Genomic DNA, 22,656 nt, shown 5'->3' with positions numbered 1-22,656 from the left:
TGACCCCACGGAGGACCCCATGACCACGGCCACCGTCCCGGTCGCCAAGTCCCAGCCGGCCCCGCGCAGCCGCTCCCGCCTGGTCGAGATCCTCGGCCGGGTCTGGGGCGACACCTCCGGGCGCATCGCGATCCCGATGCTGGCGGTGCTGGTGCTGATCGCCGTCTTCGCCCCGTGGCTCGTGCCCCACGACCCCACCCACCAGAACCTCGCCGCCGCGAGCCAGGCCCCGTCCTGGTTGGGCGGAGAGGGCGGTTACCTGCTGGGCACCGACACCCTCGGCCGGGACGTGTTCAGCCGGCTGCTGTACGGGCTGCGGCTCAGCCTGATCGTCGGCGTGGTGACCGCGTCGGGGGCCGCCCTGTTCGGCCTGGTGCTCGGCCTGCTCGCCGGGTACTTCGAGAACAGCCTGGGCCTGGTGCTCATGCGGCTGGCCGACATCCAGTTCGCGATCCCGTTCGTCGCGGTCGGTGTCGCGCTCGCCGCGGTCGTCGGGCCCGGCATCGTCAAGCTCATGATCATCCTGGCGGTGTGGGGCTGGGCGAACTACGCGCGGACGATCGTCAACTCGGTCTCCCAGACCAAGCGCATGGACTTCGTCACCGCGGCCCACACCATCGGCGCCCGCACCCCGGCGATCCTCTTCCGGCACATCGCGCCCAGCGTGCTCGGCCCGGTCGTCATCCTGTGGTCGACCAGCGCCGGCGTGATGATCCTGGTGGAGAGCGCGCTCAGCCTGCTGGGCCTGGGCGTGCAGCCGCCGGACTTCTCCCTGGGCAGCATGTTGTCGGACTCGCGCACCACGCTGCGGCTGGCCTGGTGGGCCACGGTCTTCCCCGGCCTGGCGATCATGCTGGTGGTGGTGGCGTTCAACCTGCTGGGCGACGCGATCCGCGACGCGCTCAACCCGTCCGCCCGCACCAAGAGCGACCCCGAACTCTGGTAGGGAGGCGGATCAGCGGGAGCGCTCGCCCGCGGGGCGCGACCAGGTCCAGCTCCGGCTGATCTCCTCCGCGGCGGCCAGTACGAGCCCCCGCCACAGCTCCACCCTCTCGGGGGTGAAGCGGTGGCGGGGGCCGCACACGCTGATGGAGCCGTGCGGTTCGCCGTCCGGTCCGAACAGGGGCGCGGCGACCGAGCCGGCGTCGGACTGGCGCTCCCCGGCGGACACCGCCACCCCGTCGCGGGCGATCTCGGCGAGCTCGGCGCGCAGCGCGCCGGTGTCGGTGACCGTCCGCTCGGTGAACGAGAGCAGCGGGCGCGACAACAGCGACTCCCTGCGGTCCTCCGGCAGGAACGCCAGGATGGCCTTGCCGGACGAGCCCGCGTGCAGCGGGAACCTGCGGCCCACCTCGACGGTCATCTTGACCTCGTAGGGGCTTTCGAACTGCGTCAGGTAGACGCGTTCCTCGCCGACCAGCCCCGACAGGGTGCTGGTCTCGCCCGTCTCGTCGCGCAGCCTGCGCAGCACGGGCAGCGCGGCGGTGCGGGTCTCGAACCTCGACAGCGCGCTCGCGCCGAGCGCCACCGCCGCGGGCCCGAGCCGGTAGCCGGGCACGCCGGGGTCGGTCTGCAGCATCTCGCGGGAGACCAGGGACTGCAGGATGCGGTGCACCACCGCCTTGGACAGGCCCAGCTCCCGGCTGATCGCGCTGACGCCCAGGTATTGGGGGCCGCCCGCGAACAGCAGGAGCACGTCGGCGACGCGGGCCGCCGTCTCGGTTCCGGAGCTGTCCGCGGACCTTGTGGCGATACGCCCCGAAACGCTCTTCTCGGTCACGTGTAGATCCTAAGTCTCGGCAGGCTGGAGAGATCCGAAAAAGCCCCGCGGACCTCGAGTCCGCGGGGCCTGGGGGAGCGGCGTCAGCGTCCGCGCGGCTGGTAGCGGCCCACGGGGTCGCCGACGACCTCGCCGTCGGCCAGTACCCGGTTGCCGCGCACGAACGTGTCGGTGACCTTCGCCGTCATGGTGAAGCCCTCGAACGGCGTGTACTCCTGGGTCGACTCGGAGTCCTCGGCCCGGACCGTCCAGGAGGCGTTCGGGTCGACCAGCGCGATGTCGGCGTCGTAGCCCTCGGCGATGTCGCCCTTGCGCAGCAGGCCGTAGCGCCTGGCCGGGTTGGCCGAGGAGAGCCGGGCGACGGCCTGAGGGGACAGGCCGCGCTTGAGACCCTCGCCGACCAGGCCGGGCAGCAGGTACTCCGCGCCGCCGAAACCGGATTTGGCCAGGAAGACGTCCTCGCGGTCGGCGCCGAACTTCAGCTCGTCGCGGCAGCAGGCGTGGTCGCTGACCACCCAGTCGACGTTCCCGTCGAGCACGTGCCTCCACAGCGCCTCGACGTCCTCGCGCTCGCGCAGCGGCGGGTTGACCTTGCCGCCGATGCCGCTGGCGGTGTCGACGTCGGCGAGTAGGTGGCCGATGGTGACCTCGCGGCGGAAGTTCACGTGCGGGAACGCGCCGGCCATGGTCAACGCGGCCGACAGGGCCTTCTCGCCGGACAGGTGCAGCAGGTTGATGTTCGGCAGGCCGGTCTCGTGCGCCAGGTAGGAGGCGATCGTGACGGCCAGGCCCTCGGAGTGCGGCGGCCGGGAGGCGCTGTAGGCGCGCAGCCCGGTGAGCGTGCCCTCCTGCTCGACCATCCTGGTGTACGCCGTCATGATCTCGGCGGTCTCGCAGTGCAGCGACAACGACAGGTGGTCGGCGTACTCGGTGAGGATCTCCCGGGCGTTCTGGACGCCGCGCATGACGAACTCGAAGTGCGCCAGGTCGTAGCGCTCGTTCTCCGGGATCATCAGGAACTCGCTCTGGCTGGTCGACCTGCCGTGCAGGCCGTAGCTGCCGTAGAACATGAAGATCTTGAACGAGGTGACGCCGTGCTCCTCGACGAGGTACGGGATCTCGCCGATGTGCTGGGCGCTCATCGGCGCCAGGTGGAAGGCGTAGTCGGTGTAGGCCTTGCCCTCGGCCAGCGAGAGCACCTCGGGGAAGAAGTCCCGGTAGCTGCCGCCCTTGTTGAGGTAGTACTGGCCGGTCCGCATGTAGGTCACCGCGGTGGTGACGCCGCCCTGCACACTGGCGCGGCTCTCGGTGCGGGTGTCGGTGGACAGGTCGTTGTAGATGCCCCAGTGCTGGTGGGCGTCGACCACGCCGGGGAAGGCCAGCAGGCCCCGGCCGTCGACGACGGTGGCGGCGTCGTCCTCGGGCAGGCCGGGGCCGACCCGGACGATGGTGCCGTCGTTGACGGCGATGTCCACCGGCGGGGGCGTCCCGTCGGGGTCGCCCGGCCGGACGACCCGGACGTTCTTGATCAGCAACTCGATGGACGCCATGGGCGGTCTCCTCCGCTTGCGGGTGTTGAGGGGAAAGGGGGTCAGTCGGCGAGTTCGCGGGCGAGGTCGTCGGCGGCGAGGTAGGCGAGCCCGAAGGCGGGCAGCAGGCCGTTGCCGGCCAGGTATCCGGCCGCGCCGTGGCCGGAGACGCCCGCCGCCGCGCCGCCCGAGGCGTACAGGCCCTTGATCGGCCGGTCCTCCCGGTCGACGACGGCGGCGTGCTCGTTCACGATCAGGCCGCCCTGGGTGTGGAAGAGGGCGGGGACGACCCGGACGGCGACATACCGGGGGGTGAGCGGGCGCGTCCAGTTGGCGCGCCCGTGCGGGTCGGGGATCTCGCCGCGGGCGGCGGACGCGGAGTCGGCCAGCTCGGCGGCGAGCACTTCGGCGGGCAGTCCGGTGGCCTCGGCGAGGGAGGCGGCGTCGTCGGCCCGCACCAGCACGCCGGACTCCACGACGTCCAGGTAGTCCTGGAAGGCCAGGCACCGCTCGTGGATGGTCTCGTCGATGACGATCCAGCCCGTCGAGCCCGGCCGGGCGGCGAGTTCGGCGGCGTACTCGGAGTAGCCGCGGGTCTCGTCGCCGAAGCGGCGGCCGGTCAGGTCGACCAGGATGCCGCCGAGGACGATCGTGGCCCAGCTCACCAGGGTGCTCGCGCCGGCCGCGACCGCGGCGTGGCCCTGATAGGCGTCCAGGTAGCCGCTGGCCGCGCCGAGCTTCTCGCCGATCCGCAGCGCGTCGCCCCGTGAATGCTCGCCGCCCTGGTAGAGAGCCTTGCTGATCTCCGGCATGTGCTCGGCGACGAGTTCGCGGTCGGCGCCGTAGCCGTTGGTGGCGAGCAGGACGCCGCGGGTCGGGATCTCCTCCTCGGAGCCGTCGGGCATCCGCACGACGACCGCGCGCACCGCGCCGTCCTGGCCGGTCAGCACGTCGGTGAGCCGGGCGGGGACGAGCATGTCGATGGCGGGGTGCTCGCGCACCCGGCGCGCCAGATGGTCGATCACGGTGCTGCCGTGCCGGCCGGGCACGGTGTGGCAGCGCGTGACCGAGTGCCCGGGGTAGTTGAAGTCGGTGACCAGTGACATCGGCAGCCCGACGCCGTCGTTGAGCCACTCCACGAGGGGGGCGCTGACCTCGGCGAGCGTGCGGGCGAGCCGGGCGTCGACCTGGCCCCGGGTCTTGGCCGCCATGTCGGCGGCGAACCGTTCGGGGGAGTCCTGCACCCCGGCCTCGGCCTGCCAGCGGGAGCCCGCGCCGGGGAACATCGCGGTCGACATCGAGGTGTTGTTGCCGCGGCGGTAATGCTCGCTGGCCTCCACCACCAGGACGCTCAGCCCGTGCTCCGCGGCCCGCAGGGCTCCGGCGAGGCCGCCTCCGGCGCCGGCCACGACGAGGTCGGGTCCGTCGAATTGCGTTCCGCTCACTGCGTTCCTTCCTGACTCCGCCGTCCGGGATCGTTCCGCTGGAGGAAACATTAGCCCGGAGCTTGCCCAGCGTGACATCGGCCCCTGTCTTGGGTCAACATCCTGCGCCAACTTGACTATAGCCAGTAACCAGTGCGAACTTGAAAAAGCATCACCGGAACCGATCCGGGGAGAGCGGTTCGATACCGTTCCGCCAGGCGGAACGATAAGGAAAGGAAGGTGCCGGTCCATGGCAGACGCTCTGGAGGGCATCCGGGTCATCGACACGGCCACCCTGTTCGCCGGCCCGCTCGCCGCGACCCTGCTCGGCGACTTCGGAGCCGAGGTCGTCAAGGTCGAACATCCCAAGGGCGATCCGGTCCGTGACCACGGTGCGCAGCGCGACGGCGTCGGGCTCTGGTGGAAGATGATCGGCCGCAACAAGAAGGCCATGACGCTCTACCTGGGCTCGCCCGAAGGCCAGGAGATCTTCCGGAGGATGGTCGCCGACGCCGACGTCGTCATCGAGAACTTCCGGCCCGGCACGCTGGAACGCTGGGGCCTGGGCTACGACGAGCTCAGCCGGATCAACCCCCGGCTCGTGCTGGTCCGCGTCACCGGCTTCGGCCAGATCGGCCCCTACGCCAAGCGGCCCGGCTTCGGCACCCTCGCCGAGGCGATGAGCGGCTTCGCCGCCATCACCGGCCGGCCCGACGGCCCGCCGACCCTCCCGCCGTTCGGGCTCGCCGACGGCATCACCGCGCTGACCACCGCGTTCGCCGTGATGACCGCGCTGCGCGCCCGCGAGACCACCGGCCGCGGCCAGGTCGTCGACATGGCCATCATCGAGCCGATCCTCACCCTGCTCGGCCCGCAGATCATCAACTACGACCAGCTCGGCATCCTGCAGCAGCGCACCGGCAACCGCTCCAGCAACAACGCGCCGCGCAACACCTACCAGACCCGCGACGGCAGGTGGGTCGCGATCTCCACCAGCGCGCAGTCGATCGCCGAGCGCGTGATGCGGCTGGTCGGCCGCCCCGAGTACATCGACGAGCCGTGGTTCACCTCCGGCGCCGAGCGCGCGAAGCACGCCGACGAGCTCGACGAGGCCGTCGGAAGCTGGATCGCGCAGCGCGACCGCGACGAGGTCATCAAGGCGTTCGAGGAGGCCGAGGCCGCCGTCGCCCCCATCTACGACGCCGCCGACATCATGGCCGACCCCCAGTTCCAGGCGCTCGGCACCATCGCCACCGTCCAGGACGAGGAACTCGGCCCCATCAAGATGCAGAACATCCTGTTCCGCCTCTCGGAGACCCCCGGACGCATCGAGTCCGCCGGCGCGCCCGTCGGCGCGCACACCGAGGAGGTCCTCGCCCGCTACGGCGTCACCGGCGAGGAGCTGCGGGAGCTGCGGGCCAAGGGCGTCATCAGGTGATCCGCAGCTGGCTGTACGTGCCGGGGGACCGCCCCGACCGGATGGACAAGGCCCTGGCCGGGCCCGCCGACGCCGTCGTCCTCGACCTGGAGGACGCGGTCGGCGCGGGGGCCAAGGACGAGGCGCGGCGCAACGTGCTGGACGTCCTGGCCTCCGGTCGGCCCGCGTACGTGCGGATCAACGACCCGGCCGCCCCCTCAGGGGAGGCCGACGTGCGGGAGCTGGCCGCCGCGCAGGGCTCGCTCGCCGGCGTCCGGGTGCCTAAAAGCGAGGACCCCGGTGAGCTGCGACGCGTCGCCGACCGGCTCGGCGTTCCGGTGTTCCCGCTGATCGAGTCGGCGCTCGGGGTGGAGAACGCCCTGGCGCTGGCGACCGCCCACCCGCTGGTCGGGGGGATCTCGCTGGGCGAAGCGGATCTCCAGGCCGACCTGCGGGCGGGCCGCCGGGCCCTGGCCTGGCCCCGGTCGCGCATCGTCGTCGCGGCACGCGCCGCCGGGCTGCCCAGCCCGGCGCAGAGCGTCTGGACGGCGGTGCGCGACCTGGACGGACTGCGCGCCGACACCGAGTCCGGCCGCGAGGCCGGGTTCTTCGGCCGCTCGGTCATCCACCCCGCGCAGATCCCCGTCGTGCACGAGGCGTGCGCCCCCGATCCCGAAGAGACCGCGTGGGCGCGTGAGCTGCTCGGCCGGTTCACCGGAGCGGCCGGGTCGACCGGGGAATCAGCCTGGATCGACTCCTCCGGAAAGTTCGTCGACAAGGCCGTCGTGGAGCGGGCCCGCTGGCTGCTCTCCCTCGCCGGGACCGTCGACCGTGAGAACGCCAAGGAAGGCGACGTTCAATGACCCAGACCACCGACCCCCTGCTGGCCGCCGTCGCCGGCGGAGTGCGGCTGATCGAGCTCGGCCAGCCGTTCTTCACCGGCATGCCGTGCTCGCCCAACCACCCCGGCTTCCGGATGACGCTGATCCGCCGGCACGGCGACATGGAGCGCCCCGACGGGGGCTCCGCCGCCAACGAGATCATCGTCACGGGCGGCCACGTCGGCACCCACATCGACGCGCTGTCGCACGTCAGCCACTGCGGCAAGCTGCACGGCGACGTCGACGCGGCCGAGGCCCAGCTCGGCGGCGTGTTCAAGGAGCACGGCGCCGAGAACCTCCCCGGCCTGCTGCGCCGCGGCGTGCTGCTCGACGTCGCCGCCGTCCACGGCGTGCCGACCCTGCCGCCCGGCCACGGTGTGACCGCCGCCGACCTCGAGGCCGCCGCGAAGCGCGCGGGCGTCGAGCCCGGCCAGGGCGACGTCGCGCTCATCCGCACCGGCTGGGCCCGCAACTTCGGCGACCCCGAGGCCTACATGAGCAAGGCGGAGGGCGTGCCCGGCGCGACCGTCGACGCCGCCGAGTGGCTGGCCGCGCGCGGCATCGTCGCGACCGGCGCCGACACCACCGCCTACGAGCAGATCCCCGCCGGAGCGGGCCACGCGGTCCTGCCCGTCCACCGGGTGCTGCTGGTGGAGAACGGCATCTACATCATGGAGCACCTCGACCTCGAGGACATCGCCGAGGCCGGGATCCACGAGTTCGTCTTCGTGCTGGCCCCGCTGCGCATCAAGGGCGGCACCGGCTCCCCGGTCCGTCCGCTCGCGGCGGTGAGCGCATGACCGCGCCGCTCGTCCACAGGCTCGGCGAGTTCGCCGAGGAGGTCCGGGTCAAGGGGCTGCCCGCCGAGCTGCGTGCGGACGCGGCCCGCCGCGTCCTCGACGTGCTCGGCAACAGCCTGGCCGCCACCGCCGAGCCGCCCGCCAAGGCCGTCGGCGCGCTGGTCCGCGAGTGGGGCGGCAGCGGCCGCGCCACCGCGATCGGTTTCGGCGAGCCGCTGCCCGAGCCGAGCGCGGCGCTGCTGAACGGCACCCTCGCGCATTCCCTCGACTTCGACGACACCCACCTGCCGTCGGTGCTGCACCCGTCGGCCTCGGTCGTGCCCGCCGCGCTGGCCGTCGCCGAGTCCCGGGGCGCGACCGGCGCCCAGCTGCTGGACGCCATCGGGGTCGGCATCGAGATCGCCGTCCGCGTCGGCATGGCCGGGTACGACGAGGAGCTCGGCAACTCGGTGTTCTTCGAGCGCGGCCTGCACGCCACCGCGATCTGCGGTGCGCTCGGCGGCGCCGCGGCGGGTGCCATGCTCTCCGGCCTGGGCGCCCAGGGCGTCGCGGACGCGCTGGGCATCGCCGCCAGCATGGGCTCCGGCCTGCTGGAGGCCAACCGCACCGGCGGCACCGTCAAGCGCGTGCACTGCGGCTGGGCCGCGCACGCCGCCGTCACCGCCGCGGGTCTGGCCCGCACCGGCCTGACCGGCCCGCCGACCGTGCTGGAAGGCCGCTTCGGCCTGCTCCAGGCGTTCTGCGGCGACCAGTACCACCTGGAGCCGCTGCTCGACGGGCTGGGCGAGAAGTGGGAGCTGCCGGGCATCTTCTTCAAGCCCTACCCGTGCAACCACTTCACCCACGCGGGCATCGACGCGGCACTGCGGCTGCGGGAGCGCGGCCTCAATGTCTCCCAGGTCGAGCACATCGAGCTGGGCGCGCCCACGCCCGTCCTGCGCACCATCGGCGAGCCGCGCGAGGACAAGATCCACCCCAGGTCCGGCTACCACGCCGCCTTCTCCGGCCCCTACACGGTCGCGGCGGCGCTGCTCGGCGGCGGAGGCCTCGGCCTGTTCCACGAGGACTTCACCGACGAGGCCGCGGCGGACCCGGCCCGGCTCGCGCTGGCCGCCAAGGTCCACTGCGTCCCGGACGCCGAGTGCGACCGGATCTTCCCGCACCAGTTCCCGGCCGTGCTGCGCGTCCGGCTCGCCTCCGGAGAGGTGCTGGAGGAGCGCGTCAGCGTCAACCGCGGCGGCCCCGGCAATCCGCTGAGCTCCGAGGAGCTGGCCACGAAGTTCCGGCTGAACGCCACCCGGCTGCTCACCCCCGAGCAGGCCGACCGCGTCACCGAACTGACCTACGGCCTGCCCGACGCGCAAGACCTCACCTCCTTGGCCGAGGCGCTGCGCGCCGCCCCGGCCTCCCGGTAGGAGCACAGGCCTCCGGCCCGGCGCGACCCTTCCACTCGACGTCGCCGGGCCGGACCCTCCCCCGGCAGGGGGCTCCGGCCCCGGACCGGCGCTGACTCCTCGGTCGAGCGGCGCCGGTCCGGGCAGCAAGAAAGAGAAGGACATTGATCGACAAGACGGTGGCGTCCGCCGCCGAGGCGGTGGCCGACATTCCAGAGGGAGCGTCACTGGCCGTCGGCGGCTTCGGGTTGTGCGGGGTGCCCTTCACCCTGATCGAGGCGCTGTACGAGCAGGGCGCGGCCGGGCTGCGCACGGTCTCCAACAACTGTGGTGTGGACGGGCTGGGCCTGGGCCTGCTGCTGGGCGCCGGGCGCATCGCCCGGACCGTCGGCTCCTACATCGGGGAGAACAAGGAGTTCGCCCGCCAGTACCTAGCGGGTGAGATCGAGGTCGAACTCGTCCCGCAGGGGACCCTCGCCGAACGCCTGCGGGCGGGAGGCACCGGCATTCCCGCCTTCTACACCCCGGCCGGGGTCGGCACGCTGGTCGCCGACGGCGGCCTGCCGTGGCGTTACGCGTCCGACGGCACCGTCGCCGTCGCGTCGCCGCCCAAGGAGGTGCGTGACTTCCAGGGCCGCGAACACGTGCTGGAAGAAGGCATCGTCACCGACTTCGCACTGGTCAGGGCCCTGAAGGCGGACCGGTGGGGCAACCTCGTCTTCGACAAGTCCGAACGCAACTTCAACCCGCTGTGCGCCATGGCCGGGCGCACCACCATCGTCGAGGTCGAGGAGCTCACCGACCTGGACCCCGACGAGATCCACCTGCCGGGCGTCTACGTGGACCGCGTCGTCGTCCTCACCCCCGAGCAGGCCGCCGTCGAACACGTGGAGAAGAGGACGGTCCGATGAGCTGGACCCGCGACGAGATGGCGGCCCGCGCGGCCGCCGAACTCCCCGACGGCGCCTATGTGAACCTGGGCATCGGCCTGCCCACCCTCATCCCCAACCACCTGCCCGAGGGGGTGGAGGTGGTGCTCCAGTCGGAGAACGGCGTGCTGGGCGTCGGCCCCTACCCGGGTGAGGACGAGGTCGACGCCGCCCTCATCAACGCGGGCAAGGAGACCGTCACCGTCCTGCCCGGTGCGGGCTTCTTCGACTCGGCCCTGTCCTTCGGCATGATCCGCGGCGGCCGCATCGACGTGGCGGTCCTGGGCGCCATGCAGGTCTCGGCCGAGGGCGACCTGGCCAACTGGACGGTCCCCGGCAAGATGATCAAGGGCATGGGCGGCGCCATGGACCTCGTCCACGGCGCCGGCAAGGTCATCGTCCTCATGGAGCACACCGCCAAGGACGGCACCCCCAAACTCGTCGACGCCTGCACCCTCCCCCTGACCGGCCGTCGCTGCGTCCACCGCGTCATCACCGACCTCGCCGTCCTGGACATCACCCCCGACGGCCTGCTCCTGGTCGAGACCGCTCCCGGCGTCGCCCCGGAAGAGGTCGTCTCCCGGACCGCCGCTCCCATCCGCTTTCGCGCCGGGTGACGGGAGGACCGTCTTCGGTGATCGTCGCGAGGGCGGGAACGGGGGCGCTCAGGGTTTGCGGCCGACTCCGCCGTAGGCGTGGGCCGGGGGGCCGGGGTCGAAGGGGCTGGGCTCGGGGCGCCACAGGGTGACGGGGACGACGCCCGGGTCGAGGAGTTCCAGGCCCTCGAAGAAGCCGATGATCTGCTCCGGCCTGCGCAGGCGGTAGGGGACGGCGCCCGTCTCGTCGTAGCCCTCCTGCGCCTCGGTGAAGGACTCGTCGGTGGCGGTTCCGTCGTAGAGCACCAGGAAGCTGCCGGAGGGCAGCCCGTCCAGCAGGCGGCGGATGATCTCCTTGATCTCGGCGTCGTCGGAGACGTGGCCCATGATGCCCATCAGCATCAGGGCCACGGGCTTGGAGAGGTCGAGGGTCTCCGCGGCCTTCTCCAGGATGGCGGGCGGGTCGTGCAGGTCGGCGTCGACGTACGCGGTCACCCCTTCGGGGGTGCTGGTCAGCAGAGCCCGCGCGTGGAGGAGCACGAGGGGGTCGTTGTCGACGTAGACGATGCGCGCGTCGGGCGCGACGCGCTGGGCGACCTCGTGGGTGTTGTCGAAGGTGGGGAGCCCGGTGCCGACGTCCAGGAACTGGCGGATTCCCTCCTGCGCGGCCAGGTGGCGCACCGCGCGGGTCAGGAAGGCGCGGGAGTGGCGGGCGAGGTCGATGATGCCGGGGAAGACCTGCACGTACTCGTCGCCCGCCTGCTGGTCGACGGGGAAGTTGTCCTTGCCGCCCAGCCAGTAGTTCCAGATGCGGGCCGAGTGCGGTACCGAGGTGTCGATCCCGGAATAGATGTCCTTCTCCGCCTCATGCCAGGCGAAACGCTCTTCTTCAGCGGTCATACCAGCCTCCGGAAGGCACCACGAAGGGCGCTGTGATCGTGCGGGTGACCCTCACATGACAACAGAAGAACAAGGGTGTTGGCTAGATATAAGGGATTTTTGGACATCAATTCCGCTTAAGGAGGTTTTTCAGGATTTTCACCGAGTTTTCGGGGGTGGCCGCGGAGAAGAATTGTCCTTTCAGGAGCGCGACGTAGTGGTGGACGAGCTCCGACTGGGCCGGGCAGAACAGCTCCTCTCCCTGCCGGAGGCAGACGACGTCCGGAAGCGCCGCCTCCCGGAAGCGCAGCAGCCTGACCTCGTCGCCGATCGGGCTGGTGTGCGCCCCCGAGGCCCGGATCTGAAGGCTGACGTTCCGCAGCGAGGCCAAAGCGAGCAGATGCTCCAGCTGCGCCCGCCAGAGGTCGCGGTCGGCGAAGGGCTGGACGGCGGTCTCGTCCAGGAGTACCCACAGCCGGGTCGGTTCGTCGCGGTGGAGCACGTGCCGGCGGCTCAGCTGCAGCCCGACCGTCGAGGCGACCAGGCTCTCCGGCGCGCCGGGATGCCGCCGCCGGACCAGGCGGTGGATGCGCTCCTCGGGCCACAGCAGGTCGGGGACCGCGCCGGGCTCGTAGATCTGAAGCCGGTGGCTCGACCGCTCCAGCGTCAGATAGTCGCGGGAGCCGGCGGGGACGACGTCCCGGTAGGGATGCCACCACTTCCGCTCGCCGTTCCCCGCCATCGCCAGCAGGGTGGCGCGCTGGGCGTCCTCGATCTCGGCGCGCCTGCGGGCCAGGTCCTCGGGGGCCGGTTCGCCGGAGGCCAGACTGACGCCCGACCGGCGGTTTCGCAGCCGGATCTCGTCCACGGCCCTGTGCGCGGCCTCGTGCCGGGCCTTCCACCCGGTGAGGGTGCCGATGCGGTCGGGGTCCTCTCCGCGGTCGGCGATGACCTTCCGGAGCACGACCAGCAGCGAGGCCGTCATCTCCCAGCGGGGAAGCCTGTGCCGGGGCTTGGTGAGCAGGTCGTTCACGGTGGCCGCGGGCAGCAGGGTCATCCGCGACCCGAGCGGCCGACCCGGACCGCTCCTGGTCTCCTCGGCCAGCCTCTCCACGGCGGCGTAGGACGTGGCCGCCACCGCCCAGGCCTCCTTGAGGTCGGCGATGAAGGCGGCCACCACCTCCTGTGCGGATCGGTGGGACATCCAGACTCCGGAAGGATCCGTGCACTCCGATGCGGTGCTGTGCGTGAGCATCCTTCCATCCGTGCGCGTTCCCGACCAGTGCGTTTGTTATATTGTGCCATTCACGAGCAAGGGGATGCTCCGGGAGGTGCGGGCGAGCCATTCGGGGTATCCGGTTTTGTCTGGATAGTGAGGATTCGGTCGCGGAAGAGAGCGATCCTGCCGCACGGTGGAACTGTGTCGACGAGCTCCCGCGCGGACGATGAAGAGACCTTGGCCCTTTGCCTTTACACGGTGTGGGCCCTCCATACCGGCCGCCCGATTCCCGAACGCCCCTACGGCGACCTCACGCGCGCGGAACTCGAGGCCTTCTGGAGCGACCACGACCTCGACGAGCCCCGCGACGACCGCGCCTCCTGCTGAGGTTCAGCGGGGGAAGGGGGCTCCGGCGAAGAACGTCAGGGTGACGGCGTCCGCCGAGGGAGAGGCCAGGACCTCCTCCAGCGGTGCCGCCAGCAGGACCAGATCGGCGGGGACCCCTGGCCGGACCGATCTCGGCTTCCCGCCGGGAGAGTCGAGGGGCGTCAGGAAGAGGTCCAGGGCCCGGTCGGCGGGGAGCCGTTCCCCCGCTCCCAGCACCCGGCCGGACGCCGTCCGCCGGTCGGTCGCGGCCCTGACGGCACGCCAGGGGTCGGGCGCGCTATAGGGGGCGTCGGTGCTCCCGGCGACGGGCACGCCCCCGGCGAGCAGGGAGGCGCAGCGGTAGAGGTCCCCGTGGTCCTCCGGAGGGACGTCGAGAAGGTAGCGGTCCCCCCGCTCGGCGATGAAACCGGGCTGCGTCACCACGGTCAGCCTCCGCTCGGCCAGAACGGGGATGAGTCCGGCGGGCACCACCGATCCGTGCTCTATCCGGTCTCCGGGCCGCACTCCCGCCTGCTCCCAGGCGGCCAGGGCCAGGACGAGCGCCACGAGGCTGACGCAGTGGACGGCCACCGGGCGGGAGGCCAGATGCGCCGCCTCGATCGCCGCGGCGAGGGCGTCCAGCGAGGGAAGCTCGTGGTCGGCGACCACCAGTTTGACCGGCCCGCGCCCCACCCCCTCGGGGAAGTTCGCCGAGGCCAGCGCGGGACCCCCGGTGAGCACCAGCCGCTGCGGCAGCCCGGCCTCGGCCAGAAGACGCAGATCCTCCACCCGCTCCACGGGCGTCGCGTCGGTGACCCCGGTGACCCCGGCGCGGGCCAGCCGTCGGCCCAGCCCGGCCAAGTCGGGAGGGGGCTGCGGCGGCAGCCTTTCCCTCAGCCACGCGTCGGCGCGGAACAACCGTCCGGTCGCGCGCCCGGCGGCGTCCGTCTCGGCCCCTTCGGGAAGAGGCCCGCCGTCCAGCCCGACGGCGCGGCAGGCCGCCCCGTTCAGGCTCCACTGGGCTCCCGACCTGTGCTGCACCCGCACCGGCCGCCCGGGAAGCAGCGCGTCGAGCGCCTCCCGGTCCAGATCACCGGCGACGGACTCGTGGTAGCCCACCCCCCGCAGCCAGGAGCCCGGCGGCAACGCGGCGTCGGCCCGCCGCAGCGCCTCGGCGAGCTCGCGCGGAGTCGACACCTCCGGAGGCCCCAGCCGTACGGACCGTTCGGCCGCCGCCGTCGCCATCAGATGGATGTGGTGGTCGTGCAGCCCCGGGATCAGCGCCCCGCCCCGCCCGTCCACGACCTCTTCCCGGGGATCCGCGCGCAGCTTCCCGCCCACCTCGCGGACCGTCCCGCCGGCCAGGCGTACATCGGCCCGGCGCCCGCCGACCTCGACATCGCGCAGCAACAGCGACGTCATGGCGCCAGGAGCCCGAGTGACGGGGCCCATTCGGGCGCCTCCAGGCCCGGGGACGCCACCCGGCGCGGTGGCGCCCCCGGGACCGGGGGCAGCTCAGGGAAGGAGGCCGCGGTCATCGAAGTCGGCCTCCTGGTCCGGGGAACACCAGGACGACAGCATGGCAGTTCCGGACGGGCGGCGCATGCTCCGACCCGGCGATTCGGCGTGCCGTCCCTACCCGAGGGCGGCGACGACCTGGGGCAGGTCGGCCGCCGTGCGGATCCCCGGGGACGCGCCGCAGACGACGGGCACGGCGTTGACGGCGCGGTTGGCGGTGAAACCGGGTGAGGCCTCGCCCATCTTCTCGATGGGCACCGCGAGGCGCATGTCGATGTCGAGCGGGGAGTCGCCTTCGACCGTGATGTGCCAGCCGGTGGGACGGATGTCCCAGTCCGCGGCTATCTCGGTGGTGCAGTACCAGGTGGCGCGGAAGTTCAGCACCGGGCGTCCGGCCCGCATGCCCGAGACCGTGATCCGCTGGGCGGCCACGGTACCGGCCTCCAAGGTGCCCGCAGCGATGCGGACGGTGCGGCTCGCGACTGCGACCTCTCCTCCCGCCTCCAGCGAGTCGAGGGGCATCGACAGCGCGTCGGCGACGGCGCGCAGAGACGGACCGAAGCTGACCTTCCCGTGGGTCAGCCGCCGTTCGTCGAGCGCCGCGGGCGGCCTACCGAAGCCCATCACGTTGAAGAGAAGATCCGGCGAGTCGCGCCGCGAGAGGTCGGCGAACTCGTTGATCGTCAGGGAGTCGAGCCGCCGCTGGATCGAGGTGAGCACCAGCGGGACGGCCTCGGTGATGAATCCGGGGCTGCTCCCGGTGCTGTGGATCGAGGTGCCGCCGCGCTCGCAGGCGGCCTCGACCCGCTCGCGCACGCCGGGGTCCATGCTGCCCGGGTGGTGGAACTCGCCCCGGGTCGTGACGATGTTCGCGCCCGACTCCAGCAGCCGACACACCTCGTCGAAGTCGCACGCGGCGGGCATGTACAGGACGCAGTCCGCGCCGAGCGCCACGATCTCGTCGAGGTTCCCGGTCGCGGTGACGCCGGTCGGCGCCAGCCCGCACAGCTCACCGGCGTCGGTCCCGGTCTTGTGCGCGCTGTGGACGTACAGCCCGGCCAGGACCAGGTCCGGGTGCTCGATGACATGCCGCAGCGCACGGGTGCCGATGTTCCCGGTGGCCCACTGGACGACCCGGTACCGTCGGGTGCTCTCGGTCAAGGGAACGCCTTCCATCAGCGGGGATGCTTCATGAGGCCCAGGGCGTCGTCGGCGGCGGCGAGGACGGTGCCCGCCGAGGCTCCGGCCGTCTCGGCGAGTTCGGCGATCAGCCGGACGTCCTTCTGGAGCAGGGGGCCCGCGACGGGGGCCATCCGCTCCAGGGTGCCCCCGGCGGCGCCGACCCGGGTCAGCGCGAAGCTGAAGCCGGTGCCGTGGGAGATGACCTCGGCGAGGGCGGCGGAGTCGACTCCCAGGGAGCGGCCGAGGGCGAACGTGCTGGCGGCGGTCGCCAGATGGGCGGTGAAGAGCAGGTTGTTCAGGAGCTTGGCGAACTGGCCGGAGCCGACGGGACCCATGTGGATGATGGGCTCGGCGTAGGTCGCGAACACCGGGCGGCAGCGTTCGACGGTCTCGGTCTCGCCGCCCGCCATCACCAGAAGGCGGCCTTCGGCCGCGGCCGAGGGGCCTCCGCTCACCGGCGCGTCCACCAGTCGCACGCCTTGCTCCGCGGCCAGCTCGGCCAGCCTGCGGCAGGTGTCGGGGTGGACGGTGCTGTGCACGACGACCGCACCGCCCGGCCGCAGCCCGGCCAGCACGCCGCGGTCGCCGGTGAGGACCTCTTCGACGTCGGCGTCGTCGACCACGCAGACGCAGACGACGTCGCAGTCCGCGGCCAGTTCCGCGGGGGAGGCGGCGACCCGCGCGGAGGTGCCGGAGAACGGCTCCAGTGAGGCGGGGCGTCGTGCCCACAGGGTCGTCTCGTAGCCCGCGTCGATGATCCGACGCGCCATGGGGGCGCCCTGGATGCCCAGGCCGATGAACCCGACGCGCATCAGCGGGCCTCCCGCCGATGGACGCGGGAAACCGGAGGGGTGGGGGCGGATCTACTCATTTCTCTTCCTTGGGTGGGAGGGAACAGAGAGGGCAGGCGGAGTCAGACGGACGTCTCGGTCTTCTCCGGTCGCCAGAAGGTCGCGAGCATCCCGGCGGTCGCCGCCACGGCCACGCCGAGTGCGATGCCACCGCCGGTCCAGCCGTCGACGGTGATGCCCGCGGCCTCGTCGACGGACCAGTCGCCGGGGCCCAGCAGCGCCAGCGCCAGGCAGGTCGCGCCCAGGACGAGGACGTACTCGTAGCCGTCCTTGAAGACGAAGAACCCGTTCTTGCGGTGGGCGAGGAGCCCGGCCACGAGCATCACGGAGACGACCGCGGCGCAGGCCAGCGGCGTGAGCAGGCCGGCGACCAGCAGGAGGCCCGCGCCGATCTCGGTGACCACGCTCATCCAGGCCTGGAGCGTCCCGTGCTTGAGCCCGAGTCCGCCGAACCAGCGGGCGGTGCCCTCGATGCGGCCTCCGCCCCTCCAGTGGTTGTAGCCGTGCGCGATCATGGTGATTCCCACGACCGCCCGTACGAGCAGCAGCGCGGCTGCTTCCGCTTCCATCAGTTCACCCTCCCGGCGCCCGCGCTCCGGCGGGCGAGTACGCATTCCTCGACGAACGACAGGACTCGAAGGTGGTAGGCCAGGGCCGAGTTCCCGAGACTCAGGTTGTGTCCGCCGCCCGCCTGCTCGTGGACGGAGACCAGGGGAGAGGCGGTGAACAGGGACGCGATGTCCTCCAACGCCTGAGAACCGGACCGCCACCACATCTCGTGGTCCCCGAGGCTGTAGTGGACGGGGACCGGTATCCGGGCGGCGAGACCGGGGAGGCCGCGCGGCCAGGACTCCGCCTCGACGCCCTCGTAGGGAGGCGCGGAAGCCGAGACACTGTAGCCGCCGACGAGATCGTCCGGATAGAGGTGGGGCGGCCCCCAGAGAATGGCGCGCAGGCCCTCTCGCGCCTCCCTCTCCCGCCCCCGCCAGTCCTCCCAGAGCCGCATGGCGCGTTCGTGGCGGTGCCGTCCGGTACCGGCGAGCTCCAGGCCGAGCAGGTCCGCGCCGCGCTCGTCTCCCGCCATCCGGACGGCGAGTTCACAGCCGCTCGAATGCGCCATCAGGAACACGCCCGCGCCCCGGGGCCGCCCCTCCAGCATCCGCTCCACCGCCGCGTAGGCGAGGTCGACTCTCCGGGCCGCGGAGTTCAGCTCCGCCGCGTGGGCGGCGGAGGCGCCGTATCCCGGACGGTCCAGGGCCAGGACGGTGAACCCGAGCGCCGCGCCGGCCCGCAGCAGCGACAGCCTCGGCCGGTTCGGCGCGTCGTAGTACAGGCTCGTCGTCGCGCCGCCGTGCAGGGCCAGGACCACGGCTCGAGGGTTCTGAGCCTCCTGGAGCCGCGCCGACATCGGGATGCCGCCGACCTCGACGGTCAGGGGAACGCCGGGGCCGCCGCCGGTGAGCGGCTCCACGGGAGCGTCCACCGCCAGACCGGCCTCGCGGGGCGTCACGTGTCCGTCCTGAGGAGGATCGCGCCGCTGGGGGTGAGGCCTCCGCTGCTGACGGCGGCGACCTTCGCGTCCGGCACCTGCCGTTCCCCGCCCTCTCCGCGCAACTGGACGACCGCCTCGTGGAACAGCCCCATGCCGTGGGTGCGTCCGTGGGACAGCTGCCCGCCGTGGGTGTTCAGCGGCAGGACGCCGTCGCGGGCGATGTTCTTGCCGCCGTCCAGGAAGTCCTTGGCCTCGCCGATCCCGCAGAAGCCCAGCGCCTCGATCCAGGACAGGCAGTTGATGGTGAAGCCGTCGTACAACTCGGCCACGTCGACGTCGGACGGGCGCAGCGAGGTGCGCGTCCACATGTGGGCGGCCTGCCCGAGGACCTGGGGCTCGTGGGTGAGAGTGCTCTGGTCCCACTCGAGACGCTCGATGATCTGGGTGCCGACGGCCTCCACCCGGATGGGCGGCTTGGCCAGGTCCCGGGCGGCGTCCACGGCCGAGACGATGACGGCGACGGAGCCGTCGCAGGGCACGTCGCAGTCGTACAGCCCGAACGGGGTGGTGATCGTGCGGACGTTCAGGTAGTCGTCCATCGTCATCGGGTCGCGATAGATCGCCGTCGGGTTGAGGGCGGCATTCGCCCGCTGGTTCAGCGCGATCCAGCCGAGCGTCTCGCGGGTGGTGCCGTAGCGGTGGAAGTGCCGCTGGGCGTTCTGGGCCAGGGTGTGCGCCGCCGACGTCGAGCCGAAGGGCATCCGCCAGGCCGAGCCGCCGCCCGCCCGGCCGCCGGGCGGGGTGATCCTCCCCTGCCGCGTGAGCTCGTTGTACGTGGCCTCCCAGAGGGTGCGGAAGCACAGGACGTGCCGGGCCATCCCGCAGGCCACCGCCATCATCGCCGCGATGACCGAGCCGCCGGGGCCGAAGGTCTCTCCGCCGCCGTTGTGCCAGACCGGCCGGATTCCCAGGGCGGACTCCAGCGCGGTCACGCCGCCCTCGCCGAACCCGCCGAACGGCCCGGCGCCCGGGTACGTGGCGAGGCCGTCGATGTCGTCCATGGTCAGGCCGGCGTCGGCGACCGCGCGCTCGCACGCCTGGACGGTCAGCGACAGCGGGTCGACCATGAGGCGGCGGCCGATCTCCGAGGCGCCGACGCCGCTGATCGCGACCTTGTCCTCGAACTTCTCCGGCGTGAGCATCGGGCGCACGTGGCGCCACATCTGGTCCGGCTCGATCTCGTCACGCGGAAGCCCGGCGGGCTCGCCCTGCTCGGCGGCGGGGCGGAAGAGCGGCAGCCACACGTCCTCGACCCGCTCGAAGACGACCTCCATGCGCATGCCCAGCACCAGGTCCGCCGGGTCGCACTCGACGGCGTTGGTGGTGAACCGGACCCGCGGGTCCTCCTCGATCGCCACCTGCGCCACGACGTAGGGCGCCGGAAGGCCGGGCAGGCCGAACCGTTCGTTGACGGTGAAGCCGATGAGCGTGGCGTACCCGGAGACGGCACGCACCCCGATCCGGGTCTTCCGGCAGTACCGGCAGACAGGCTGGGGCGGGTGGATCAGGGCCGAACAGGACTCGCACTCCTGGAAGCGCAACCGGCCATCCGCCCCGGATGTCCAGAAGAACTCGTTCTCCGGTGTGAGCATGGGCAGGGGACGTCCCGAGGACCCGGCCACAATCGCCTCCTCAAACTGTTCGTGCTGCTGGTGAAGGGAGTCCGGACCGGCCACCGCCCCCGGACGGGAGGGAGGCCGCGTCCGGCTCCTGATGGTCGGCTCTCAAGGTCAGGTGACCTGGGCCCTGGCCTTGCGGACCGTGACGGGCTCGGCGAGCCGTTGTTCGTCACAGATCTTCTGGAGCTTCTCGAGGGTCTCGTCGAGGCCCGCCCCGAGCCTGGGGCCCGGAGTGAAGGTGGCGGGCAGGTTCCGCATGCCGTTGATGACGCCGATCGTGTCGTAGTGTCTCGTGCCCTCGGGATCGCACACGTAGTCCGGCATCCGGTCGAGCACATGGACGATCATCCGCTTGAACAGCGTGCGGGCGACGTTCGAGCCGATGCAGCGGTGGATGCCCAGGCCGAAGCTGGCGTGCCTGTTGCCCTCGCGCTCCATGTCGATCCTGCCGGGCTCCTCGAAGACCGCGGGGTCGCGGTTGGCCATCGCCCAGGACAGCCACAGGCGGTCTCCCTCCTTGAAGCGGGTCCCGAGGACCTCGCAGTCCGCGGAGATCGTGCGCCCGTTGCCGGGGGCGGGAGTGTAGAAGCGCAGGAACTCCTCGGTCGCGGAGTCGAGCAGGGCGCCGCGCTCGAGGCTGAGCCGGTTCCGCTGCCCGGGGTTCTCCCCGAGCCACTCCAGGGCGTGCGCGGTGAGCGCCGTCGTGGTGTCGAAGCCGCCGCCGATGAGCAAGGACAGCACTCCCAGGAGTTCGCTGTCGGGGGGAGTCCTGCCGCCGATGTCCGCGCGGACGAGCGCGTCCACCAGACCCGGCCGGGGGTTCTCCCGGATCTCCGTCATCTGGGCGACCAGGTCCCGCTGCATGGCGGCGTGCAATTGCCCGACCCGCTGGATGTCGGGCGAGGTCGGCGGCGTGTAGATCACCGCGTGCGCCGGCTCGTTGTAGATCGTCCAGTTCTTGAGCGGGATGCCCATCATGGCCAGGGTGAAGACGGCCGGCACGATGTTGGCGAGGTCCTCGACGAAGTCGATGCGGCCCTCTTCGATCCTCTCGTCGACGGCGGCGCGGATGATCTCGTCGATCACCGGGATCCAGCGGCTGATCGCGGCCGGGGACAGGTACGGGTTGAGCGTCTGCCGGTAATGGCGCTGCTCGGGCGGGTCCATCTCCAGGAAGCCGCCCCGGTCCCCGCGCGGGGAGTTGGGGATCATGATCCCCTTGTATCCGCGCCGCTCGCCCTTAGGGTCGTGGTCGTTGGAGATGAACTCGGTGGACCGGGCGGCGAGCTCGAAGACCTCGCGGTTGCCTGCGGCGACCCAGTGGCCGCCGTAGGTGTCCGACCAGGCGATGGGACACCGGGAGTGCATCTCCTGGGTGATCTCCTCGAACTGCTCGCGGTATCCGGGGGCGTGCCGGTCGAAGTGGTACTGGATCTTCTTGCGGTCGTCGTCGCCGACGACGTCTTCCGTGCTCACGGTGTCGTCCTTCCTTGCCGGGGAGAGTGGGGAGGGGCGGACCCCCGAGACCGCCGGGATTCAGAAAACGGAGATCGCTCTCTCAGGACAGGACCTGACGGCCGCCATGACCTTGCCTTCCAGCTCGGCCGGAACGTTCTCGTCGATGACCGACGAGTGGCCGTCGACGTCGTCCAGTTCGAAGACCTCCGGGGCCTTCATGGCGCAGAGGGTGTGGCCCTGGCAGCGTTCCGGGTCGACCTTTACCTTCACGGTTCTCCTCCTGTCGCGGGGGCGGGATCGGTGTTCTCGCCTGTCAGGCCCCGGCGAGGCCGGGGCCTGACAGGGGCGGGGCGTCGGCCTCGCCGTTCTGATCAGACGTGGAAGTCGTGCCACTTCAGGTAGCCGCCGGCGTCGACCCGCATCTGAGTGCCGGTCATGAAGCGGGACTCCTCCGAGGCGAGGAAGAGGATGGCGTTGCTGATCTCGATCGGCTCGATGTGGCGCACCGGCATGGCCTGCTGCACCGCGAACGCCGGCTCGGCGTCCTCGCGGGTCGGGTTCTCCAGGTCCGGGCGGAACGAGCGGTACATCGGCTCGCTCTGCAGCATGGGCGTGTTGCAGTTCGTCGGGTGCACGACGTTGGCCCGGATGTTGTGCGGGGCGAGGTTCGTCGCGAGCTCGTGGACGTAGGCGGACAGCGTGCGCTTGGCGAAGGCGTAGCCGGTCCCGCCGGGGTTGGAGCCCGGGACCTGGACCATGCCGTGGTTCATGAGCGCGGCGGCCGAGCCGACCGCGATGATCGAGGCGCCCGCGGTGAGGTGGGGCAGCGCGACCTGGATCGCGTTGATCGTCCCGATCAGGTTGACGTCGATGACGTCGGACCAGGCCTGCAGCGGCGGCTCGCCGTGCAGCGGGGCGATGCCGGCCTGCGCCACCACGACGTCGACCTTGCCCAGTTCGGCGATGCCGCGTTCCAGGGCTTCGCGCAGCTGCGCGGCGTCGCGCACGTCGGCCTGCACCGCCACGATGCGGCGGCCCTTCTCCTCGACCAGGCGGACGGTCTCCTTGAGGTCCTCCGGCCCGGCCAGGTCGTATCCGACAGTCGAGATGTTCCGGCACAGGTCGACCGCGATGATGTCGGCGCCCTCCTCGGCCAGCCGGACCGCGTGGCTGCGGCCCTGACCGCGCGCTGCGCCCGTGATGAACGCGACCTTGCCCTCAACACGTCCCATGGGTGATGTCCTCTTCTTTCTCGGTGCTTC

At 71.9% G+C, this 22,656-nt stretch carries 22 protein-coding genes; 8 read left to right on the top strand and 14 right to left on the bottom strand.

Translation table 11 applies throughout. The annotated features are described in order from the left end of the window. The first annotated feature begins 19 nt into the window (after window positions 1–19). Complete coding sequence (locus tag ABGB12_RS29630) at window positions 20–946, top strand: ABC transporter permease (RefSeq protein ID WP_347682845.1); 927 nt, start codon at window positions 20–22, stop codon at window positions 944–946. A gap of 9 nt (window positions 947–955) precedes the next feature. Here ABGB12_RS29630 and ABGB12_RS29625 read toward each other — a convergent pair whose 3' ends face one another. The 3 genes from ABGB12_RS29625 to ABGB12_RS29615 form a co-directional block, all read right to left on the bottom strand. Continuing rightward, window positions 956–1,780, bottom strand: a complete 825-nt coding sequence (locus ABGB12_RS29625; RefSeq protein WP_347682843.1) for an IclR family transcriptional regulator — start codon at window positions 1,778–1,780, stop codon at window positions 956–958. A gap of 83 nt (window positions 1,781–1,863) precedes the next feature. Next, complete coding sequence (locus tag ABGB12_RS29620; protein WP_347682841.1) at window positions 1,864–3,330, bottom strand: dihydroorotase family protein; 1,467 nt, start codon at window positions 3,328–3,330, stop codon at window positions 1,864–1,866. Between the two features lie 41 nt (window positions 3,331–3,371). Then, on the bottom strand, window positions 3,372–4,754 hold the full coding sequence (locus tag ABGB12_RS29615) for an FAD-binding protein (protein WP_347682839.1): 1,383 nt from the start codon (window positions 4,752–4,754) through the stop codon (window positions 3,372–3,374). 229 nt (window positions 4,755–4,983) lie between these two features. Between ABGB12_RS29615 and ABGB12_RS29610 the strand changes: the two genes are divergently transcribed. The 6 genes from ABGB12_RS29610 to ABGB12_RS29585 all read left to right on the top strand — a co-directional run bounded on the left by ABGB12_RS29610 (window position 4,984) and on the right by ABGB12_RS29585 (window position 10,771). Continuing rightward, entirely contained in the window at window positions 4,984–6,171 is a 1,188-nt protein-coding gene (locus tag ABGB12_RS29610) for a CoA transferase (protein WP_347682837.1), read from the top strand. Continuing rightward, window positions 6,168–7,013, top strand: coding sequence for a CoA ester lyase (locus tag ABGB12_RS29605; protein ID WP_347682835.1), 846 nt, complete (start codon window positions 6,168–6,170; stop codon window positions 7,011–7,013). Before ABGB12_RS29610 ends, ABGB12_RS29605 begins: the two co-directional genes overlap by 4 nt. Continuing rightward, window positions 7,010–7,831 carry a cyclase family protein gene (locus ABGB12_RS29600; protein WP_347682833.1) on the top strand — a complete coding sequence of 274 codons (822 nt, stop codon included), beginning with the start codon at window positions 7,010–7,012 and terminating at the stop codon, window positions 7,829–7,831. The genes ABGB12_RS29605 and ABGB12_RS29600 overlap by 4 nt, the downstream gene beginning before the upstream one ends. After that, entirely contained in the window at window positions 7,828–9,246 is a 1,419-nt protein-coding gene (locus ABGB12_RS29595) for an MmgE/PrpD family protein (RefSeq protein WP_347682831.1), read from the top strand. The genes ABGB12_RS29600 and ABGB12_RS29595 overlap by 4 nt, the downstream gene beginning before the upstream one ends. Before the next feature lie 146 nt (window positions 9,247–9,392). Then, the gene (locus ABGB12_RS29590; protein ID WP_347683024.1) at window positions 9,393–10,136 is read left to right on the top strand and encodes a CoA transferase subunit A; all 744 of its coding nucleotides are present in this window, start codon (window positions 9,393–9,395) and stop codon (window positions 10,134–10,136) included. After that, window positions 10,133–10,771: a CoA transferase subunit B gene (locus tag ABGB12_RS29585; protein WP_347682829.1), complete on the top strand. Its 639-nt coding sequence runs from the start codon at window positions 10,133–10,135 to the stop codon at window positions 10,769–10,771. Before ABGB12_RS29590 ends, ABGB12_RS29585 begins: the two co-directional genes overlap by 4 nt. A 48-nt stretch (window positions 10,772–10,819) precedes the next feature. Here ABGB12_RS29585 and ABGB12_RS29580 read toward each other — a convergent pair whose 3' ends face one another. Together ABGB12_RS29580 and ABGB12_RS29575 are read right to left on the bottom strand one after the other, a co-directional pair. Continuing rightward, the gene (locus ABGB12_RS29580; RefSeq protein ID WP_347682827.1) at window positions 10,820–11,650 is read right to left on the bottom strand and encodes an SAM-dependent methyltransferase; all 831 of its coding nucleotides are present in this window, start codon (window positions 11,648–11,650) and stop codon (window positions 10,820–10,822) included. 106 nt (window positions 11,651–11,756) lie between these two features. Then, window positions 11,757–12,833, bottom strand: coding sequence for a Scr1 family TA system antitoxin-like transcriptional regulator (locus ABGB12_RS29575; RefSeq protein WP_347682825.1), 1,077 nt, complete (start codon window positions 12,831–12,833; stop codon window positions 11,757–11,759). A 273-nt stretch (window positions 12,834–13,106) separates the two neighbouring features. Here ABGB12_RS29575 and ABGB12_RS29570 point away from each other — a divergent pair, with 273 nt between their 5' ends. After that, window positions 13,107–13,235, top strand: coding sequence for a hypothetical protein (locus tag ABGB12_RS29570; protein WP_347682823.1), 129 nt, complete (start codon window positions 13,107–13,109; stop codon window positions 13,233–13,235). 3 nt (window positions 13,236–13,238) lie between these two features. Here the strand turns inward: ABGB12_RS29570 and ABGB12_RS29565 are convergent, their stop codons facing one another. From ABGB12_RS29565 to ABGB12_RS29525, 9 genes are all read right to left on the bottom strand, one after another. Further along, entirely contained in the window at window positions 13,239–14,636 is a 1,398-nt protein-coding gene (locus ABGB12_RS29565; protein WP_347682821.1) for an amidohydrolase family protein, read from the bottom strand. Window positions 14,637–14,849: 213 nt separating this feature from the next. After that, window positions 14,850–15,893: a hypothetical protein gene (locus ABGB12_RS29560; protein WP_347682819.1), complete on the bottom strand. Its 1,044-nt coding sequence runs from the start codon at window positions 15,891–15,893 to the stop codon at window positions 14,850–14,852. Window positions 15,894–15,907: 14 nt separating this feature from the next. Beyond that, window positions 15,908–16,726, bottom strand: coding sequence for an NAD(P)-dependent oxidoreductase (locus ABGB12_RS29555; RefSeq protein ID WP_347682817.1), 819 nt, complete (start codon window positions 16,724–16,726; stop codon window positions 15,908–15,910). A 101-nt stretch (window positions 16,727–16,827) separates the two neighbouring features. Then, window positions 16,828–17,334, bottom strand: coding sequence for a DoxX family protein (locus ABGB12_RS29550; RefSeq protein ID WP_347682815.1), 507 nt, complete (start codon window positions 17,332–17,334; stop codon window positions 16,828–16,830). After that, window positions 17,334–18,275 carry an alpha/beta fold hydrolase gene (locus ABGB12_RS29545; RefSeq protein WP_347682813.1) on the bottom strand — a complete coding sequence of 314 codons (942 nt, stop codon included), beginning with the start codon at window positions 18,273–18,275 and terminating at the stop codon, window positions 17,334–17,336. Before ABGB12_RS29545 ends, ABGB12_RS29550 begins: the two co-directional genes overlap by 1 nt. Then, window positions 18,272–19,939 carry an OB-fold domain-containing protein gene (locus tag ABGB12_RS29540; protein WP_347682811.1) on the bottom strand — a complete coding sequence of 556 codons (1,668 nt, stop codon included), beginning with the start codon at window positions 19,937–19,939 and terminating at the stop codon, window positions 18,272–18,274. The genes ABGB12_RS29545 and ABGB12_RS29540 overlap by 4 nt, the downstream gene beginning before the upstream one ends. A gap of 108 nt (window positions 19,940–20,047) precedes the next feature. Beyond that, window positions 20,048–21,412: a cytochrome P450 gene (locus ABGB12_RS29535; protein ID WP_347682810.1), complete on the bottom strand. Its 1,365-nt coding sequence runs from the start codon at window positions 21,410–21,412 to the stop codon at window positions 20,048–20,050. 60 nt (window positions 21,413–21,472) lie between these two features. After that, on the bottom strand, window positions 21,473–21,664 hold the full coding sequence (locus tag ABGB12_RS29530) for a ferredoxin (RefSeq protein WP_347682808.1): 192 nt from the start codon (window positions 21,662–21,664) through the stop codon (window positions 21,473–21,475). A 101-nt stretch (window positions 21,665–21,765) separates the two neighbouring features. Continuing rightward, a complete protein-coding gene (locus tag ABGB12_RS29525; RefSeq protein WP_347682806.1) occupies window positions 21,766–22,626 on the bottom strand; it encodes a mycofactocin-coupled SDR family oxidoreductase in 861 nt (286 codons plus the stop codon). Window positions 22,627–22,656: the final 30 nt, after the last annotated feature.

Source organism: Actinocorallia sp. B10E7 (assembly GCF_039871655.1).
In the GTDB taxonomy this organism is placed as follows: Bacteria; Actinomycetota; Actinomycetes; order Streptosporangiales; family Streptosporangiaceae; genus Actinocorallia.
The sequence above is the reverse complement of the archived record's forward strand: the minus strand, read 5'-3'. Positions and strand labels throughout refer to the sequence as shown.

Bases quoted from the DNA above. Each gene is read 5' to 3' on its own strand.
- ABGB12_RS29600 (WP_347682833.1), top strand. From the start codon at position 7,010: ATGACCCAGACCACCGACCCCCTGCTGGCCGCCGTCGCCGGCGGAGTG.
- ABGB12_RS29620 (WP_347682841.1), bottom strand. From the start codon at position 3,330: ATGGCGTCCATCGAGTTGCTGATCAAGAACGTCCGGGTCGTCCGGCCG.
- ABGB12_RS29595 (WP_347682831.1), top strand. From the start codon at position 7,828: ATGACCGCGCCGCTCGTCCACAGGCTCGGCGAGTTCGCCGAGGAGGTC.
- ABGB12_RS29585 (WP_347682829.1), top strand. From the start codon at position 10,133: ATGAGCTGGACCCGCGACGAGATGGCGGCCCGCGCGGCCGCCGAACTC.
- ABGB12_RS29610 (WP_347682837.1), top strand. From the start codon at position 4,984: ATGGCAGACGCTCTGGAGGGCATCCGGGTCATCGACACGGCCACCCTG.
- ABGB12_RS29555 (WP_347682817.1), bottom strand. From the start codon at position 16,726: ATGCGCGTCGGGTTCATCGGCCTGGGCATCCAGGGCGCCCCCATGGCG.
- ABGB12_RS29565 (WP_347682821.1), bottom strand. From the start codon at position 14,636: ATGACGTCGCTGTTGCTGCGCGATGTCGAGGTCGGCGGGCGCCGGGCC.
- ABGB12_RS29580 (WP_347682827.1), bottom strand. From the start codon at position 11,650: ATGACCGCTGAAGAAGAGCGTTTCGCCTGGCATGAGGCGGAGAAGGAC.
- ABGB12_RS29575 (WP_347682825.1), bottom strand. From the start codon at position 12,833: ATGTCCCACCGATCCGCACAGGAGGTGGTGGCCGCCTTCATCGCCGAC.
- ABGB12_RS29550 (WP_347682815.1), bottom strand. From the start codon at position 17,334: ATGGAAGCGGAAGCAGCCGCGCTGCTGCTCGTACGGGCGGTCGTGGGA.
- ABGB12_RS29525 (WP_347682806.1), bottom strand. From the start codon at position 22,626: ATGGGACGTGTTGAGGGCAAGGTCGCGTTCATCACGGGCGCAGCGCGC.
- ABGB12_RS29630 (WP_347682845.1), top strand. From the start codon at position 20: ATGACCACGGCCACCGTCCCGGTCGCCAAGTCCCAGCCGGCCCCGCGC.